The organism is Oryzibacillus soli (genome assembly GCF_051594765.1).
GTDB lineage: Bacteria > Bacillota > Bacilli > Paenibacillales > NBRC-103111 > Paenibacillus_AR.
The window spans coordinates 13,791-29,037 of sequence record NZ_JBPPGJ010000023.1; the positions used below are offsets into that span (position 1 = coordinate 13,791).

General features: G+C 57.4%; 20 protein-coding genes. 14 read left to right on the top strand and 6 right to left on the bottom strand.

The features are described from left to right. The first annotated feature begins 214 nt into the window (after positions 1-214). Both mntR and ACSEXW_RS24325 read left to right on the top strand, forming a co-directional pair. On the top strand, positions 215-628 hold the full coding sequence (mntR, locus tag ACSEXW_RS24320) for a transcriptional regulator MntR (protein WP_438448860.1): 414 nt from the start codon (positions 215-217) through the stop codon (positions 626-628). A 117-nt stretch (positions 629-745) separates the two neighbouring features. Then, the gene (locus ACSEXW_RS24325) at positions 746-1,723 is read left to right on the top strand and encodes a patatin-like phospholipase family protein (RefSeq protein ID WP_438448786.1); all 978 of its coding nucleotides are present in this window, start codon (positions 746-748) and stop codon (positions 1,721-1,723) included. Between the two features lie 3 nt (positions 1,724-1,726). Here ACSEXW_RS24325 and ACSEXW_RS24330 read toward each other — a convergent pair whose 3' ends face one another. From ACSEXW_RS24330 to ACSEXW_RS24340, 3 genes are all read right to left on the bottom strand, one after another. Next, complete coding sequence (locus ACSEXW_RS24330) at positions 1,727-2,206, bottom strand: hypothetical protein (protein WP_438448787.1); 480 nt, start codon at positions 2,204-2,206, stop codon at positions 1,727-1,729. 121 nt (positions 2,207-2,327) lie between these two features. Continuing rightward, positions 2,328-2,618: a hypothetical protein gene (locus tag ACSEXW_RS24335; protein WP_438448788.1), complete on the bottom strand. Its 291-nt coding sequence runs from the start codon at positions 2,616-2,618 to the stop codon at positions 2,328-2,330. Positions 2,619-2,631: 13 nt separating this feature from the next. Beyond that, a complete protein-coding gene (locus ACSEXW_RS24340) occupies positions 2,632-3,513 on the bottom strand; it encodes a DUF1385 domain-containing protein (protein ID WP_438448789.1) in 882 nt (293 codons plus the stop codon). Between the two features lie 181 nt (positions 3,514-3,694). Here ACSEXW_RS24340 and ACSEXW_RS24345 point away from each other — a divergent pair, with 181 nt between their 5' ends. From ACSEXW_RS24345 to ACSEXW_RS24370, 6 genes are all read left to right on the top strand, one after another. After that, positions 3,695-4,222 (top strand): YqhR family membrane protein, encoded by a 528-nt coding sequence (locus ACSEXW_RS24345; RefSeq protein WP_438448790.1) that lies wholly within the window; start codon positions 3,695-3,697, stop codon positions 4,220-4,222. An 89-nt stretch (positions 4,223-4,311) separates the two neighbouring features. Continuing rightward, entirely contained in the window at positions 4,312-4,755 is a 444-nt protein-coding gene (gene aroQ / locus ACSEXW_RS24350) for a type II 3-dehydroquinate dehydratase (RefSeq protein ID WP_438448791.1), read from the top strand. 9 nt (positions 4,756-4,764) lie between these two features. Next, the gene (locus ACSEXW_RS24355) at positions 4,765-5,835 is read left to right on the top strand and encodes a M24 family metallopeptidase (protein ID WP_438448792.1); all 1,071 of its coding nucleotides are present in this window, start codon (positions 4,765-4,767) and stop codon (positions 5,833-5,835) included. Between the two features lie 62 nt (positions 5,836-5,897). Beyond that, a complete protein-coding gene (efp, locus tag ACSEXW_RS24360; RefSeq protein ID WP_438448793.1) occupies positions 5,898-6,455 on the top strand; it encodes an elongation factor P in 558 nt (185 codons plus the stop codon). A 250-nt stretch (positions 6,456-6,705) separates the two neighbouring features. Next, the gene (locus ACSEXW_RS24365) at positions 6,706-7,959 is read left to right on the top strand and encodes an aspartate kinase (RefSeq protein WP_438448794.1); all 1,254 of its coding nucleotides are present in this window, start codon (positions 6,706-6,708) and stop codon (positions 7,957-7,959) included. A gap of 97 nt (positions 7,960-8,056) precedes the next feature. Next, positions 8,057-8,728: a putative endonuclease domain-containing protein gene (locus ACSEXW_RS24370; RefSeq protein WP_438448795.1), complete on the top strand. Its 672-nt coding sequence runs from the start codon at positions 8,057-8,059 to the stop codon at positions 8,726-8,728. Positions 8,729-9,194: 466 nt separating this feature from the next. Here the strand turns inward: ACSEXW_RS24370 and ACSEXW_RS24375 are convergent, their stop codons facing one another. From ACSEXW_RS24375 to comA, 3 genes are all read right to left on the bottom strand, one after another. Then, entirely contained in the window at positions 9,195-9,650 is a 456-nt protein-coding gene (locus ACSEXW_RS24375; protein ID WP_438448796.1) for a DUF441 domain-containing protein, read from the bottom strand. A 153-nt stretch (positions 9,651-9,803) separates the two neighbouring features. Then, entirely contained in the window at positions 9,804-10,529 is a 726-nt protein-coding gene (locus ACSEXW_RS24380) for a 2-phosphosulfolactate phosphatase (RefSeq protein WP_438448797.1), read from the bottom strand. A 32-nt stretch (positions 10,530-10,561) separates the two neighbouring features. Beyond that, on the bottom strand, positions 10,562-11,365 hold the full coding sequence (comA, locus tag ACSEXW_RS24385) for a phosphosulfolactate synthase (RefSeq protein WP_438448798.1): 804 nt from the start codon (positions 11,363-11,365) through the stop codon (positions 10,562-10,564). 205 nt (positions 11,366-11,570) lie between these two features. On the opposite strand from comA, the gene ACSEXW_RS24390 reads away from it, so the two are divergent. Genes ACSEXW_RS24390 through spoIIIAE form a run of 6 tightly spaced genes read left to right on the top strand, consistent with a single transcriptional unit; the run spans position 11,571 to position 15,244 of the window. Beyond that, positions 11,571-11,837 (top strand): YqhV family protein, encoded by a 267-nt coding sequence (locus tag ACSEXW_RS24390; RefSeq protein WP_438448799.1) that lies wholly within the window; start codon positions 11,571-11,573, stop codon positions 11,835-11,837. 33 nt (positions 11,838-11,870) lie between these two features. Next, entirely contained in the window at positions 11,871-12,854 is a 984-nt protein-coding gene (spoIIIAA, locus tag ACSEXW_RS24395) for a stage III sporulation protein AA (protein ID WP_438448800.1), read from the top strand. 47 nt (positions 12,855-12,901) lie between these two features. Beyond that, the gene (gene spoIIIAB / locus ACSEXW_RS24400; protein WP_438448801.1) at positions 12,902-13,420 is read left to right on the top strand and encodes a stage III sporulation protein SpoIIIAB; all 519 of its coding nucleotides are present in this window, start codon (positions 12,902-12,904) and stop codon (positions 13,418-13,420) included. Positions 13,421-13,435: 15 nt separating this feature from the next. Beyond that, positions 13,436-13,639: a stage III sporulation protein AC gene (spoIIIAC, locus tag ACSEXW_RS24405; RefSeq protein WP_438448802.1), complete on the top strand. Its 204-nt coding sequence runs from the start codon at positions 13,436-13,438 to the stop codon at positions 13,637-13,639. An 11-nt stretch (positions 13,640-13,650) separates the two neighbouring features. Further along, positions 13,651-14,040, top strand: a complete 390-nt coding sequence (gene spoIIIAD / locus ACSEXW_RS24410; protein ID WP_438448803.1) for a stage III sporulation protein AD — start codon at positions 13,651-13,653, stop codon at positions 14,038-14,040. A 19-nt stretch (positions 14,041-14,059) separates the two neighbouring features. Next, on the top strand, positions 14,060-15,244 hold the full coding sequence (spoIIIAE, locus tag ACSEXW_RS24415) for a stage III sporulation protein AE (protein ID WP_438448804.1): 1,185 nt from the start codon (positions 14,060-14,062) through the stop codon (positions 15,242-15,244). Positions 15,245-15,247 lie beyond the last annotated feature (3 nt).

Genomic DNA, 15,247 nt, shown 5'->3' on the forward strand with positions numbered 1-15,247 from the left:
GGATAGAACTCCTCCTTCAACGGGGATTTGCGGATATCCCTCTGTGTAGTTTTCCTGCTCCAGCCTTTCAAAAGTCATGGGAAATTCACACTTGACGGGAATTTAGACAAGAAAGGCTTGCCTTTAATCTCCTGTTTCAGGTATCATACTAAGGTGCCGAAGGGGCACGTTCCAAAAGGATAGAGGAGGAATCCGCGTGGCCGCTACACCCAGCATGGAGGATTACCTGGAGAGAATCTACAAGCTCATCGATGAGAAGGGGTATGCCCGCGTTTCCGACATAGCCGAAGGGCTGGAGGTTCATCCCTCGTCCGTCACCAAGATGATCCAGAAGCTGGACAAGGATAATTATCTGGTTTATGAGAAATACCGCGGGCTGATCTTAACCTCCAAGGGGAAGAAGCTCGGCAAGCGTCTGGTGGACCGCCACAAGCTGCTGGAGGAATTCCTGCACCTGATCGGCGTTCAGCAGGAGAACGTATACCGGGATGTGGAAGGAATCGAGCATCATCTGAGCACGGATTCCATCACCTGCATCGAGACCTTGGTGGAGTACTTCCGCCGCGAGCCCACGAGGCTGGAGGATCTCCGAAGCATCCGGTCTGAAATGGATAATGAGAACGCCTGATTGACGCCTTCCGGCCGCACGCCGGAGGGCGTTTTGCTTTTTTGCCGGAAGCAGTCATGAGACAGCCCCGCCCCTACATAGATCAGTACGGAAGGCCCAGAACGGCTGGAAGAGGGGATGTCCGTGAAGATCAATGCGGTATTCGAGGGCGGGGGCGTGAAGGCAATCGGCTTGGCAGGCGCCGTAACGGAGGCACAGAGGCGGGGGATCACGTTCTACCACGTAGCCGGAACCTCCTCAGGCTCCATTATCGCGGCACTGCTGGCCGCAGGCTATACGGGGGAGGAGATGAGGAAGCTGATCGAAGCCACTCCCTTCTCCTCCTTCCTGCAGAAGAGCTGGGTCCATCAGTTTCGATGGATCGGTCCGGCTGCGAGAGTTTTTGTGAAGAAGGGCCTATATTCAGGAGAAGCCTTGGAGACGTGGGTTCATCAGATTTTGGCGGCCAAAGGGGTACGGACGTTCGGGGATCTGGCTCCGGATCAGCTGCGCATCATCGCCTCCGACATCACCCAGAGCAAGCTGATGGTGCTGCCGGACGATCTGGTCCAGTACGGAATTGACCCCAAGCGGTTCCCGGTATCCAAAGCCATACGAATGAGCACGAGCATTCCCTATTTCTTCGATCCGGTCATGCTTCGCAAACGGAACGCCCCTCTGAAGAAAGGGGAGCCCTTCAGCAGCCAATTCGTCTATGTGGTGGACGGAGGGATCCTGAGCAACTTTCCCTTGTGGATTTTCGACCGGGAACATGAGACGGCGGAGGAGAAGGCGATTCCCACCATTGGGTTCCAGCTGGTCGGTCGGGGGGAGAATGCGCCGAAGCAGATTACCGGACCCATCAGTATGTTCCAGGCGCTGTTCAGCACTATGATGGATGCCCATGATGACCGGTATATCGAGGAGTCCAGCCGATTTCGGACCGTGAAGATTCCGACGGTCGGTGTGAAGGTGACCGATTTTGACATCTCCAAGGAGAAGAGCGAGGAGTTGTTCGAGTCCGGCGTGAAAGCGGCGGCCAAATATTTTGACCGTTGGTCCCTAACCGTGTATAACGCGAATTGCGCCAAATACCTGAGGCCGATGAAGGTCTAACGGCTAAGGCTTGGGCGAATAACGGTGGATGGCCCAAGAGCCGCCGCCAAGCAGTAAGAGCATGAGAATGACTCCGACGAACACGGGACCAATCCGGTCCAGGCTTAAGACTTGGACGGGTCCGGAGCTTAACACGACAAGAATGGTTCCGATGAAGCTGGAGGCGAAGAACGGTACGACGAGCAGACGTGGGTATGGGCGTTCCAGGTCTTGGCAGCAGTCATGGTAAGCATCGAATATGCCGAACACGTACACGCATGGATAGAAGAGAAGCCATTCGTAATTGATGATGCGCTGGGACTGCGGAATGTCGAAGAGCCAGGTATAGTAGATCGCCAGGTTCAGGTGTGAGTTGAGATTGATGAGGAACTCCAGAACGATGAAGATCAGTCCTTTGGCGAAGCGGCGGTTGTAGAGTTGACCAAACCCCGGTATGGCTACCGACCACAAGGCGGCGGCTAGAGGGCTGCGGGGAACTTTCATGGGACGATGCTCCTTCTTGTAGCGAGTGCTACTAGTGTGTCTCAGCGGCTGGTTATATATGTAAGTAAAAATTAAAAAGCCGCCTGATTCAGGCGGCTTGATCGTTCCTTCCTTGAAGCTCTTAATGGTACCGCGGCGGATCGTCCTCCGAGTCCGGCTTATTGCCGTAGATGACCCGGAAGTTGGCCTTCCGGCGCTCTCGGTCCCGATGCCGGGTGTCCGCACCGCGCTTGACGGTGGTACGGCCTCGGCGGCGCCAGCGGGCGGGAGGAAATTTGTAGAGGAGGAAGATGGTTCCGAATACCAGGATCGGTATGATGAAGGGAGCAGGATGCGTAACGAATGCGGACAAGATCCCGATGGCAAGCAAGCCGAACACGATGTAATCGGACAAGGAGAAACGCCTGCGCATACTCTTCAGCCTCCTAAGATGAAGTCCTCTGCTCGAACTGGGCGTCCAATTCCCGTACCCGGTTGAAGGACGCGATGGATACTTCGACCTGGGCATCCTCCGGTTCCTTGGTGGTCAAGAGCTGGAGCCACAGGCCCGGATAACCCAGAACCCGCAGCACCGGCGTGTCCCTCAGGTTGTTGGTGAACCGGAGGAACTCATACGACACCATGATGACGAACGGCAGAAGGATCAGGCGCTGGAGCATCCGCTCCCACAGGTTGTCGTAATGGAAGAAGGAGTAGATGACCACGCCGATCAGGACGGTTAAGACGATGAAGCTGCTTCCGCAGCGGTAATGCAGGGTGTTGAATTTCTGGACGTTCTCAACCGTCAGCTCCATCCCTGCCTCATACGCGCTGATGACCTTATGCTCGGCGCCGTGGTATTGGAACAAGCGCTTGATGACCGGAGTCAGAGAGATGCTATAAATGTATACGATGAGGAGCAGGATTTTTATGCCGCCTTCGAGCAGATTGTGAAGGATGTTGTTGTCGAAGGCTTTGCCGAACAGGAGCTGCTCGACGATGGCGGGCACCAGGGTGAAGATCAGCTTGCCGAATACAAAGGACAGGATGCCCACAATGGCCACACCGAGCACCATGGTTAAGTTATCCGTCCAGCCCTTCTTCTCTTCCTTCGGCACCCCCTCCTCCTCTGCGAAGACCTCCGCCGAGAAGTTCAGATGGCGGGAGCCCTTGGCACTGGCATCCAATATGGCAACCAAACCGCGGATAAAGGGGATCCGTCCCAGCCGCTTCACCCAAGCCTTATCCTGTCGGGGGACTTCAAAAAAGCTGATTTCGTTATTCTTCCGGCGCACGGCCGTGACATGTGCGGTTCGTCCCGCGAACATCACGCCTTCTATGACTGCTTGTCCGCCGTATATCGTTGACTGGTTCTGAGACAACCCGGTTCACCCACTTTGATGTATTTCCTCTATTGTAGCGGATTGAAGGGACGAATGCCAATGGTTTTAGCCGCGCGCGTAATGGTGCATACTAGGCCCAAACCTAAGTGAAGAAAGGGTGGATCACATGCTGCGGGCCAAATACAAATACCGGAACCGGATCGACCGGTCCAACAAACCGAAGAAGGAGACGAACCCATTCACGTATGCGCTGAACATCGGGTTGTTCGCAGGCTTGATCTGGGGCGGAGTGAAGCTGATCGAATTCGCCTTGAGCTTCACGGAGATTGTGCCGGGCTTTCTGATCGAGCCGTTTTTCCAGCATGCTTACTTGGTCACTTACACCGGCTTGGCCTTGGGCTATGCCAGCTTCATCGCTCTCTCCATGATTGCTGCGCTGATCTACGTCCTCCTTCTCCGGAAGCTGAAGGGCCCCTTGCCGGGATTGGTCTACGGAGCGGCATGGTGGGCTTTGATCTACCTTCTTGTTGGTCCCATGACCCAGATGACGCCGTCGATCATGCAGATGGACCGGAACTCTTTTTACTCGGACTTGAGCCTCTTCCTATTATGGGGATTGTTCATCGGGTATTCCATCGCGTATGAGTTCACGGATGAGCGGAGCCGCACCTCGCTTCTGCCTAAGCTCCACTGATTTAAAGCGCGAACGTTCTCAAAGGCACTTGGAATATGGTAAAATGTACCCGGTAACGAGTCTCTTGCGGAAACCGGGTGATTATAACAATGAAGCAAATCCTCGTATTGCATGGACCGAATCTGAATATGCTGGGCGTTCGGGAGCCGGGAGTATACGGCAATGTCTCCATGGACGGAATCAACCGCAGGCTGGATGCGGCTGCCGAGGGCTTGGACGTGGCATTGGAATATTTCCAATCCAACCATGAAGGGGCCTTGATCGACCGCATTCACGCCGCTTACGGAACGAAGGACGGAATTCTGATCAATCCCGGCGCATTCACGCATTACAGCTATGCGATCCGGGACGCTTTGGCAGCCGTTGCTTTGCCCGTGGCGGAGGTGCATCTCTCCAATATTCACAAGCGCGAGACCTTCCGTCACACCTCAGTGACCGCTCCCGTCTGCGTCGGCCAGATCAGCGGGTTCGGAGCTTACAGCTATGAGTTGGGATTGTTGGCATTAGTCCATTATCTTAAAGAGAACGGGTGAGGATAACCGATGACACAGAGCCGATTGGTGAAACTTCGCAAGGAGCTGGAGGCTCTCCAGCTGGATGCGCTACTGGTTACGAACAGCTACAACCGCCGTTATATGACGGGCTTTACCGGAACTTCGGGATACGTGCTGATTACGTCGGGGGAGGCGTACTTCCTGACCGACTTCCGCTATATGACCCAAGCCGCCCAGCAGGCACCCGACTACAAGATCGTCGAGCATAAGGCCAAGCCTATGGAGACCGTCAAGGAGCTTCTGGACGGGCTCGGTATCGGACGGCTCGGCTTTGAGCAGCAGGACGTGTCCTACGGCTTGTACAAGAGCTACGGCGAAGACTTGGAAGGAATCGAGCTGGTTCCGACCACCTTCGTAGTAGAGAAGCTGCGGATGATCAAGGATGAGCAGGAGCTGTCCGTCATGCAGGAGGCTGCCGATCTGGCCGACGCTGCTTTCACTCACATCCTGGGGTACTTGAAGCCGGGCGTTTCCGAGCTGGAGATCGCACTGGAGCTGGAATTTTTCCTGCGCAGGAACGGTGCCACCTCCACCTCCTTCGATACGATCATCGCATCCGGCGAACGCTCCGCTCTGCCCCATGGAGTCGCCAGCGAACGGAAATTGGGCATGAACGAATTCGTCAAAATGGACTTCGGCGCCTTGTATAAGGGCTACTGCTCCGATATTACCCGGACCGTGGTGCTGGGACAGCCCACTGACAAGCACCGGGAAATCTACGGCATCGTCAAGGAAGCCCAGGAAACCTGCTTGGCCGGACTTCGTCCCGGCATGACCGGCGCGGAAGGGGATGCCTTGGCCCGCGACGTAATCAAGAAAGCCGGCTACGGCGACCGCTTCGGTCACGGCACCGGCCACAGCTTCGGCCTGCAGATTCATGAGAATCCGCGGCTGTCTCCGACCTGCGACGTTGTCCTGCAGCCGGGCATGACCGTAACGGTGGAGCCGGGGATCTACCTGCCGGGCTTCGGCGGGGTCCGCATCGAGGACGATGTGGTGATGACCGAGACCGGGATCCGGGTGCTGACTCATTCGACCAAAGAGCTTTTACTGTTGTGACTTGACGGGAATTCTATTATAATCGTAAGATGTGCAACCAATACCAGGGAGGAACTTGTTGAATGATTTCCGTGAATGATTTTCGGACAGGCTTGACTATTGTAAGTGACGGTGATCCGTTTACCGTTATTGAATTCCAACACGTTAAACCGGGTAAAGGGGCCGCATTCGTTCGCTCCAAGCTGAAGAACCTGAAGAACGGCAATGTGGTAGAGAAAACCTTCCGCGCCGGTGAGACGGTGAGCCGCGCGATCGTAGAGAACCGCGAGACTCAATATCTGTATAACAGCGGCAGCGAATATACCTTTATGGACAACGAAACCTATGACCAGTTCAACCTGACCGCCAAGCAGGTAGAGTGGGAGCGTAACTTCCTGAAGGAGAACATGACCGTCCATTTCGTCAGCTACCAAGGCGAAATTCTGGGCATCAACCTGCCGAACAGCGTCGAGCTGGAAGTGACCGAGACCGAGCCGGGCATCAAGGGCAACACCGCTACCGGTGCCACCAAGAACGCTACGCTTGAGACCGGCCTGAATGTTCAGGTGCCGCTGTTTATCAACCAAGGCGACCGTCTCCTGATCGACACCCGGGACGGCCATTACATCTCTCGTGCATAATCCATAAGCACACCGTCTGGCTAGGCGGTGACGAGCCCCCGGAATCGATTCTCGAATCCGGGGGTTTTTTGGCTTTCCATCGCGATTCCTTCTAGAAAAGTTTATAGGCAGTAACCGGTTTTGGTGCTATAATAGATCAATGATTGCCGAACCCCGGTCAGGACGCTTTAGCACTTTAGCGCGCGGCCATGGAGGGAGCGGCAGACCGGGCGGTTCGCGTCCGAGGAGCTTAGGTAGGGAGTGTTGTGCGTTGTCGTTAATCGTGATGAAATTCGGCGGCAGTTCCGTAGGTACACCCGAGCGCATGAAACGGGTGGCTCAGCGGATCGTTGACCGCAAACGGGAAGGGCATCAATGTGTCGTCGTTGTTTCCGCTATGGGAGATACGACGGACGATCTGATCGATCTGTCCAAACAAATCTGTGATGTGGCTCCTCCCGCTCGTGAGATGGATATGCTCCTGACCACCGGGGAACAGGTATCCGTGGCCCTCTTGTCGATGGCCATCCACAGCCTCGGGGAGAGCGCCATGTCTTATACCGGTTGGCAGACCGGCATATATACGGAAGCTGTTCACAGCAAAGCGCGCATCAGCCGCATCGAGCCCCATCGGGTGTTGGCGGCGCTGGAATCGGGGAACGTGGTAATCGTCGCCGGCTTCCAGGGCATGACCGAGGGCGGCGAGATCACGACTCTTGGCCGCGGCGGTTCAGACACCACCGCGGTTGCAGTGGCAGCCGCCATCAAGGCGGACCTGTGCGAGATCTACACGGACGTGGACGGAGTCTATTCAACGGATCCGCGGATCGTGAAGTGCGCCCGCAAGCTGAACGAAATCTCGTACGACGAGATGCTGGAGCTGGCCAACCTTGGCGCAGCCGTCCTGCATCCCCGCGCCGTCGAGTGCGCGAAGCACAATCAGGTCCGGCTCGTCGTCCGGTCCAGCTTCAACAATAACGAAGGAACGCATGTCAAGGAGGAAGCCGCCATGGAGCAAGGAATCGTAGTCCGGGGAATCGCATATGACAAGAATGTTGCCCGCATCAGCCTGTTGGGAGTTCCGGAGAAGCCGGGTCAGCTGGCCAAGGTCTTCACCGCCCTCGCCAAGGAGCAGATCGATGTGGACATCATCGTTCAGGGCGGCGTTCAGGATCTGGCTGATTTCTCCTTCACCGTAGGCTCCGACGACCTGGAGAAGGCGATGGCGATCATCGAGAGCATCAAGCCGGTGATCGAATACAAGCAGGTCACCTCCCAGACCGGCCTCCTGAAGGTGTCCATCGTGGGCGCCGGCATGGTGAGCAACCCGGGCGTTGCCGCCAAAATGTTCGAGGCCATCTCCGACCTCGGCATCAGCATCAACATGGTCAGCACCTCCGAGATCAAGATCTCCTGCGTGATCGTGAACGAGCGGCTGAACGAGGTCATCCAAGCGCTGCACACCGCCTACGGCCTGGACACCGACTCCACCGCTTTCGTCGGCGGGCCGCAGGATCGTAGATAAGAAGATTCGAATAATCGCAATTCGACGTGAAGTACATGCCGCTAGTCTCCTTTTGGGAGGCTAGCGGCGTTATTTTTTTCAAGGAGAGTGGTAGGGTATGGGGTTCGATGCAGAATACGAGAGGTTTATTCTGGAACAAACCGAGGGGATGGGGAAAGAGGAGAAGGAATGCTTCCATAAACGGCACGGTCATGCATCCCGCTTGTTTTTGGAGCAGGTTTGGTGGCCCGCCTTCGGACATTTTGACTATCTCTATGCTGAGTATGAGGTGGAGGATTTCAAGGACGGAACCCGGTACTTGGATTTTGCATATATCCGTGATCCTTACCGAGTCAATATCGAAATCGATGGGTACCATCCGCATCAAAGAGACGTGTCACGATGGCAGTTCAGCGATCACTTGAACAGACAAAACCATATGGTGCTGGACGGGTGGAAGGTGTATCGATTTTCCTATGATGACATCAAAGATTCGCCTCGCCGTTGTCAGCAGTTTCTACAGCAAATGTTGGGGAAGTACTACGGAAACGGCCCGCTTCCAGAGCTCAGTATGAAGGAGAGGGAGATCTTGAGGTTGGCATTACTGTCCAAGGGACCAATTCGGCCAGTCGATATGAAGAAGCACTTACAGGTAGGTAAGCTTCAGATACGATCAATATTGGCGGGATTGATGGTAAAAGGATTGTTGCAGTCATGCTCAGAAGGGACTAGAATCAACCGATACATGATCACTCCCACATGGAGAGGGTTGCTGCAGGATATAAAATGAAGGCCACCAGAGGCCTTCATTCTGGAGCAAAGCCGGTTAGTGTGAAATCAAGGCTACGGATGGCCTTCAATCGGCGGGACCCCAGGGTTTCGAGCGGATACGAAGGAACGAAGGCCACCAGAGGCCTTCATTCTGGAGCAAAGCCGGTTAGTGTGAAACCAAGGCCACGGATGGCCTTCAATTGGCGGGACCCCAGGGGTTCGAGCGGATAAGAGGGAATGAAGGTCAACAGAGGCCTTCATTCTGGAGCAAAGCCGGTTAGTGTGAAACCAAGGCCACGGATGGCCTTCAATTGGCGGGAACCCAGGGTTTCGAGCGGATACGAGGGAATGAAGGCCACCAGAGGCCTTCATTCCAGAGCAAAGTCGGTTAGTGTCAAACAAAGGCCACGGATGGCCTTCAATCAGCGCCCCCTGCACACAACGAAGCCCCCAACCACGGAACCGTGATGTTGGGGGCTTCTTCATCATCTGAAGAAAAATTGGCCGATTTTCAGCAGCATGGCGGTGATGCCGGCGGCCATCAGCGGGCCGACGGGGATGCCCCGGAGGAAGATAATCCCGAAGATGGAGCCGATGACGAGACCGACGATCAGTTGGGGATCGAATTTCAGCAGATCCAAGCCCTTGCCGTTCATCCAGGTGGCGAGTCCGCCTCCAACGAGGGCGATGATCCCAGGCCAGGTCGTGAAGACCGAGGTAACGTCCCGGAGCTGGATCTTCTCGCTGGCGAACGGCACCAGCACACCCATTGTCAGGAACAGGAGCCCCAGCTCCAGCCCGCGCCGCTCGATCGTCGGAAGATACCGTTCCAGGCTGATCAATTTGATGGCCAACAAGACGCATGCCGCCGTCGTAATGATATGCGAACGGCCCAGCATCCCGATGATGATTAAGATGACAAGCAGCACATTGCCATTCATAGATCGGATTACCCCTTGTCCTTAGGATTTACGATTCATTCTATGTGGGACAAAGGGTTTTAGAACGACGAATGCGCGCCCCCGCCATATGATAACAAAACAACAAAAGGCCCCACGCCCATCCAAGCGCGTACAGGCCCCTCTCTTAACACCTTATGGCTTCGCTGCCACACCGGCGGGAACCAGCATCCCGTCCCGGAGCACCGGTACCACATCATAGACGTTGGTACGGGCGCAATATTCGATGTCGGGCTTGAAGCCCAGCCGGATCAGCCGGTTGCCGTTGGAGCAGGTCAAGAGCGCCTCCGTCAGCCGGTTCCGGTTCTGCAGATAGCACGCCTGCATGGCCAGCCCGAAGTCGCCGATCTCTACTCCGCCCGACAGCCTCTGCAGCTCCTCCACCAGCATTCCGGCGCATAAGCCGTCCTCCAGCGAGAACACATCCTGGGTGCCCGAGCAGAGCACCGTCACATCCCTGCCGATGGCGAGCGCCGCCTCCGCACACGCGGTGACGTTCAAGAGCGAGCAGGCGATAACGGTTTGGGCCCGCTGGGCTTTCTGAATCGCACGGGTACCGTTGGTGGTGGTCATCAGAATTCGCTTGCCGGCGACTTCTTCACCCATATACTCAAACGGTGAATTGCCCAGGTCGAAGCCGGCCAGCTTCCGGCAGTTCCGCTCACCGCCCAACAGATCCCCGGGGGCATGCAGGCTCTTGGCCTGCTGGACGGTTTCCACGGGCACGATGCCCGGACAACCGTGCGCAAGTCCCGTTACCATATTGCTCGTGGCGCGGAGTACGTCGATGACCAGCACCGTCTTTCCGGCCAAGTCCTCCGAACGGGCTTCGATCACACTCGCGATAACCTCGATCTGCATCCTGCCCCTCCTCATCAACTCCTAAGAATCGCTTAGGATTTCTTCTTCAGGTAAAACGTATCGGAGCGCAAGCCCCGGCGGAGCGCCTCCAGCGCAAAAATATCCTGCGGCGCAATATTGCCCAGGTTCACGTCCGGACCCAGCATCTGGATCAGATGAACCTGCTGCTGCTTCTGCGGCGCTTCCCACAAGAGCAGATGGGGACCCGGCACCTGATCCAGCACCGCCTGCACCTCATCGTCGCGGCATTCGCCCTTCTCATCGAAAATCCCGACGCCCGCCCCCGACTCCCGGGCTTCGATCGTAACCAGTTCCGCTCCATGCTCGATGTCGGAGATGACGGTATCGATGAGCTCCTGAACCTCGACTCGGGAGCCCCAGCCTTTTTTGCCGTATTCGGTGTAGACCTTGAAGCCGTTCTCTGCGGCTGTACGGATCAGGGACCGGCGCAACGCCGGGTCCATCTCGATGGTGCCGTCGGAGACCTCCACGCCGGTGAACCCCAGCTTCACGACCATCTCGAAAAAGGCGTCGGTCAGCCCATGGGCCACCGCCACCTCAAGAAAGGTGCCACCGGGTATGACGGTAATCCCGCGTTCCCGGGCCAGCTCGATCTTCCGCTTCAATAATTCCGGCGGATACAAGGGGGCGGTGCCGAATCCGAATTTGACGATATCGATATACGAAGTGGCGGTATCCAACAGGTCTGCATAAGCGTGCAGGCCGAGGCCTTTGTCGATCACCATGGTGATGCCGCTCGCTCTTGGCTTAGGCGACCGGCTGGCCGTCGGATCCTGCAGCGCCGGGTGCCATACGGCGGGGGTTGTCGGTTCCATGTGCGATTCTCCTCGCTGTTATCAAAATGTATAGGCTATGAGACCATCATATGCATGAAAAAAACGTGGGTGCAGGATATTCCTAAAATCGCCCGGGCCTGCATATCGTTAAGTAGGGCCAGTCCCGGACCAAGCCCCCCGCTCTATGAAACGGCACATCTTCTAGCAGAAGCGGCAGCGGATTACAAGAAACGGAGGTACAGGAATGATAGACAAATTCGTAATGGGCATGGCATCGCTCCGGCTCTTATCCGGTTCGATCGAGATCGTCGCAGCGGTGCTGATGCTCCGGTACATGCAGGTGGAAAAGGCGCTTCTCATCAATTCCGGCCTGGCTTTGGTCGGTCCGATGATCCTGCTGCTCACGACCACCATCGGGCTCGTCGGCATGGCAGATAAGCTGTCCGCCAGCAAGATGCTGTGGATTCTCGCAGGCGTTTCTTGCATTTTTTTCGGAATCTTAAAGAAATAAAGAGTCATATTCATGAGGGCGAGGCATATAGATGTGATAGAGAACCGGACAACTCCAACCAGTCAGCCTCAAGAGAACGCGGGGACGATCTACCCGCTGCTGCCGCCCGCCGTGCGTGAAGCGGTCCGCAGAATGCCGGCGGCGGTGCTGGAAGGGATGGAGGAGCTCCGCATCCGGGAGGGACGGCCCCTCGAGGTAGTCTATGGCGGCCGCTACGGGTTCATCCGGTCTGACGGCCGGACGGACAGGCCGCCGGAGGAAGCCTACCGGCCAACCCGCCAGGACTGCGGGCTCCTGCTGGAGCTCTTGACCCGCCATTCGCTGTATTCCTTCGAGGAGGAGCTGAGGCGGGGATTCATCACCGTCGAAGGAGGGCACCGCGTCGGGCTCGCCGGAAGGACAGTGCTGGAGGACGGACGGGTCAAGCAGATCCGGGACGTCAGCGGCTTCAACCTCCGGATCGCCCGTGAACTTCGCGGCTGCGGCCTCCGGGTGCTCCCCGACCTGCTGGACCCGGCGGAGCGCACCGTTCGCCACACGCTCATCATCTCCCCGCCCGGATACGGGAAGACGACGCTCCTCCGGGATCTGATCCGCATGATCAGCACGGGAGAGTGGCCGGTGCCGGAGTATGGCGGGGGCCGCAAGGTGGGCGTCGTGGACGAGCGCTCGGAGCTGGCCGCCAGCGTCCGCGGCGTGCCGAGGTTCGATCTCGGACCGCGGACCGACGTGATGGACGGCTGCCCCAAGGCCGAAGGGATGCTGATGATGATCCGTTCTATGTCGCCGGAGGTGCTGGCCGTGGATGAGATCGGCCGTCCGGAGGATGCCGCAGCGGTCCATGAGGCCGTACACGCCGGAATCCGGGTGCTGGCCACCGCTCACGGCTCCAATCGGGAGGACGCCCTCCGGCGTCCGGCCCTTCGGGAGCTGGCGGCGGAAGGCGTGTTCTCCCGGTACGTGGTGCTCCGGAAGGGGACGGCGGGACTCCAGGTGTCTACCTTCAAGGAGGCCTGACCGCCGCTTCGGCCCGACCCTTACCGCCTACCGAAGGAGGGAAAGCCATGCTCAAGCTGATCGGGGCCGTCTTCATTCTCTTCGCCGGAACGATGCTGGGCTTCTACCAGTCGCTCCAGCTGTCGGCCCGGCAAAGACAGATCCGGCAGACGGTCCAAGCGCTCCAGCGTCTCGAGACCGAGATCCTGTACGGGTACACGCCGCTTCCGGAAGCACTGGCCGGTGTGGCTGCCTCCTTGAACGGTCCGGTATCCGTCCTGTTCGCCAAGGTCGCCGAGGAGCTGGAGAAGGGGGAGGCGGATACGGCTGCGGCAGGCTGGAGGCGGTCCGTCGAGGCCATCTGGTCCCACACTGCCATGAAGCGCAACGAGCGCGAGACGCTGCTTGCCCTGGGCTCCGTGCTGGGTCGCAGCGACCGGACGGATCAGGCCAAGCACCTGCGCCTCGCAGCCGGCGTCCTTCAAGCCGAGGAGACGGCGGCGGGCGAAGACAACCGGCGGTACGGCACCATGTGGCGCAGCCTCGGGCTCCTCTCCGCCGTGCTGATCGTCATCCTAATGTACTGATGCAGGAGGCCCTCCATGAATGTAGATGTGAACGCGATCTTTCAAATCGCCGGAATCGGCATCATCATCGCCATGATCCACACCGTCCTGAAGCAGATGGGCAAGGAGGACATGGCCCACTGGGTGACCTTGATCGGCTTCGTCGTCGTGCTCTTTATGGTCGTCAGCATGCTCAACGAGCTGTTCCAGGAAATCAAGACCATCTTCTTGTTCCAATAGGCGGTGGGACTGTGGAAATCGTACAAGTCGTAGCGCTCGGGCTCATCGTGACCGTCCTCGCCCTGATCCTGAAGGAACAGAAGCCGGTCTTCGCCTTCCTCCTGATCAGCTTCACAGGCGTGGCCATCTTCTTGTTCCTCCTGGGCAAGATCTCCTCGGTCATCGGGATCCTACAGCAGCTGGCGGATAAGTCGCAGGTCAACCACATGTTTTTCATCACGATTCTGAAAATCATCGGCATCGCCTACATCGCCGAATTCGGCGCGCAGGTCGTACGGGATGCGGGACAGGAGTCCATCGCGTCCAAGATTGAACTGGCAGGCAAAATCCTCATCATGGTCATGGCCATACCGATCATTACGGTGATCATCGAAACAGTGATGAAGCTGATGCCGGCATGATGAACAAGGGGGCTTTCCCATGATAAGACGCAGCCCGAAGCTCCCCGTATGGCTGGCGGCCGTATGGCTCCTGCTCTTCGGCTTCGCGGGCACGGCGTTCTCCGCCGGTCCCATGGATCCGCTGGTCAAGGGGCAGGCGGAACGGCTACCGACGGACCAGGTCGAGCAATATTGGAGCCAGCTGATGACCGAGTACGGCGGCTATTTTCCGGAGGGCCGGACACCGGGCTTCTCGGACATGCTGCTCCCGGGCGGAGAAGGGTTCGGACTGAAGAAGCTGCTGGGCGGATTCTTCCGGTTCTTCTTCCACGAGGTGCTGGCAAGTGGCAAGCTGCTGGCGGCCATCGTCGTCCTGACGGTATTCAGCATGATCCTGGAGTCGCTGCAGAGTGCCTTCGAGCGCAAGAATGTGAGCAAGATCGGATATGCCATCTGCTACATGGTGCTGATCGTCATCGCCATCAACAGCTTCAGCCTGGCCATCGGCTATGCCAAGGATTCCATCTCCACCATGATCCATTTCATGATCGCCATCGTCCCGCTGCTCCTGACGCTCATGGCCTCCATGGGCAACCTGTCCTCGGTGACGGTGATGCATCCGCTGATCATCTTCATGATCAATACCATGGGAACGGTCATCTATTACGTGGTCTTCCCGCTGCTGTTCTTCTCGGTGGTGCTGCATATCGCAAGCTCCATCTCGGATAAGTACAAGGTGACCCAGCTGGCCAAGCTGCTGCAAAAAACGGGAGTCGCCATCATGGGCGGGATGGTCACGATCTTCCTGGGCGTATTGTCCGTCCAAGGGGTGACGGGAGCCGTCACCGACGGGGTGGGCATCCGCACAGCCAAGTATATTACGGGCAACTTCGTGCCGGTGGTAGGCAAGCTCTTCACGGACGCTTCCGACACGGTCATCGGCGCCTCGCTACTGGTCAAGAACGCCATCGGCCTTGCCGGCGTGGTGATGATCATCTTCATCTGCGCCTTCCCGGCCATCAAGATTCTGACCATGGCGCTCATCTACCATGTGTCCTCCGCGGTGCTGCAGCCCTTGGGCGACAGTCCCATCGTGAAGACGCTGGAGACCATCGGCAAGAGCATGATGTATGTGTTCGCCGCCCTGGCGGCCGTCGGGTTCCTGTTCTTCCTGGCCATTACCATCCTGATTACGGCGAGCAACGTGTCCGTGATGGTCCGATAGGAG

Excerpts from the sequence above, each read along its gene's own strand:
- mntR (WP_438448860.1), top strand. The coding sequence starts at position 215 with ATGGAGGATTACCTGGAGAGAATCTACAAGCTCATCGATGAGAAGGGG.
- ACSEXW_RS24325 (WP_438448786.1), top strand. The coding sequence starts at position 746 with ATGTCCGTGAAGATCAATGCGGTATTCGAGGGCGGGGGCGTGAAGGCA.
- ACSEXW_RS24330 (WP_438448787.1), bottom strand. The coding sequence starts at position 2,206 with ATGAAAGTTCCCCGCAGCCCTCTAGCCGCCGCCTTGTGGTCGGTAGCC.
- ACSEXW_RS24335 (WP_438448788.1), bottom strand. The coding sequence starts at position 2,618 with ATGCGCAGGCGTTTCTCCTTGTCCGATTACATCGTGTTCGGCTTGCTT.
- ACSEXW_RS24340 (WP_438448789.1), bottom strand. The coding sequence starts at position 3,513 with ATGTTCGCGGGACGAACCGCACATGTCACGGCCGTGCGCCGGAAGAAT.
- ACSEXW_RS24345 (WP_438448790.1), top strand. The coding sequence starts at position 3,695 with ATGCTGCGGGCCAAATACAAATACCGGAACCGGATCGACCGGTCCAAC.
- aroQ (WP_438448791.1), top strand. The coding sequence starts at position 4,312 with ATGAAGCAAATCCTCGTATTGCATGGACCGAATCTGAATATGCTGGGC.
- ACSEXW_RS24355 (WP_438448792.1), top strand. The coding sequence starts at position 4,765 with ATGACACAGAGCCGATTGGTGAAACTTCGCAAGGAGCTGGAGGCTCTC.
- efp (WP_438448793.1), top strand. The coding sequence starts at position 5,898 with ATGATTTCCGTGAATGATTTTCGGACAGGCTTGACTATTGTAAGTGAC.
- ACSEXW_RS24370 (WP_438448795.1), top strand. The coding sequence starts at position 8,057 with ATGGGGTTCGATGCAGAATACGAGAGGTTTATTCTGGAACAAACCGAG.
- ACSEXW_RS24375 (WP_438448796.1), bottom strand. The coding sequence starts at position 9,650 with ATGAATGGCAATGTGCTGCTTGTCATCTTAATCATCATCGGGATGCTG.
- ACSEXW_RS24380 (WP_438448797.1), bottom strand. The coding sequence starts at position 10,529 with ATGCAGATCGAGGTTATCGCGAGTGTGATCGAAGCCCGTTCGGAGGAC.
- comA (WP_438448798.1), bottom strand. The coding sequence starts at position 11,365 with ATGGAACCGACAACCCCCGCCGTATGGCACCCGGCGCTGCAGGATCCG.
- ACSEXW_RS24390 (WP_438448799.1), top strand. The coding sequence starts at position 11,571 with ATGATAGACAAATTCGTAATGGGCATGGCATCGCTCCGGCTCTTATCC.
- spoIIIAB (WP_438448801.1), top strand. The coding sequence starts at position 12,902 with ATGCTCAAGCTGATCGGGGCCGTCTTCATTCTCTTCGCCGGAACGATG.
- spoIIIAC (WP_438448802.1), top strand. The coding sequence starts at position 13,436 with ATGAATGTAGATGTGAACGCGATCTTTCAAATCGCCGGAATCGGCATC.
- spoIIIAE (WP_438448804.1), top strand. The coding sequence starts at position 14,060 with ATGATAAGACGCAGCCCGAAGCTCCCCGTATGGCTGGCGGCCGTATGG.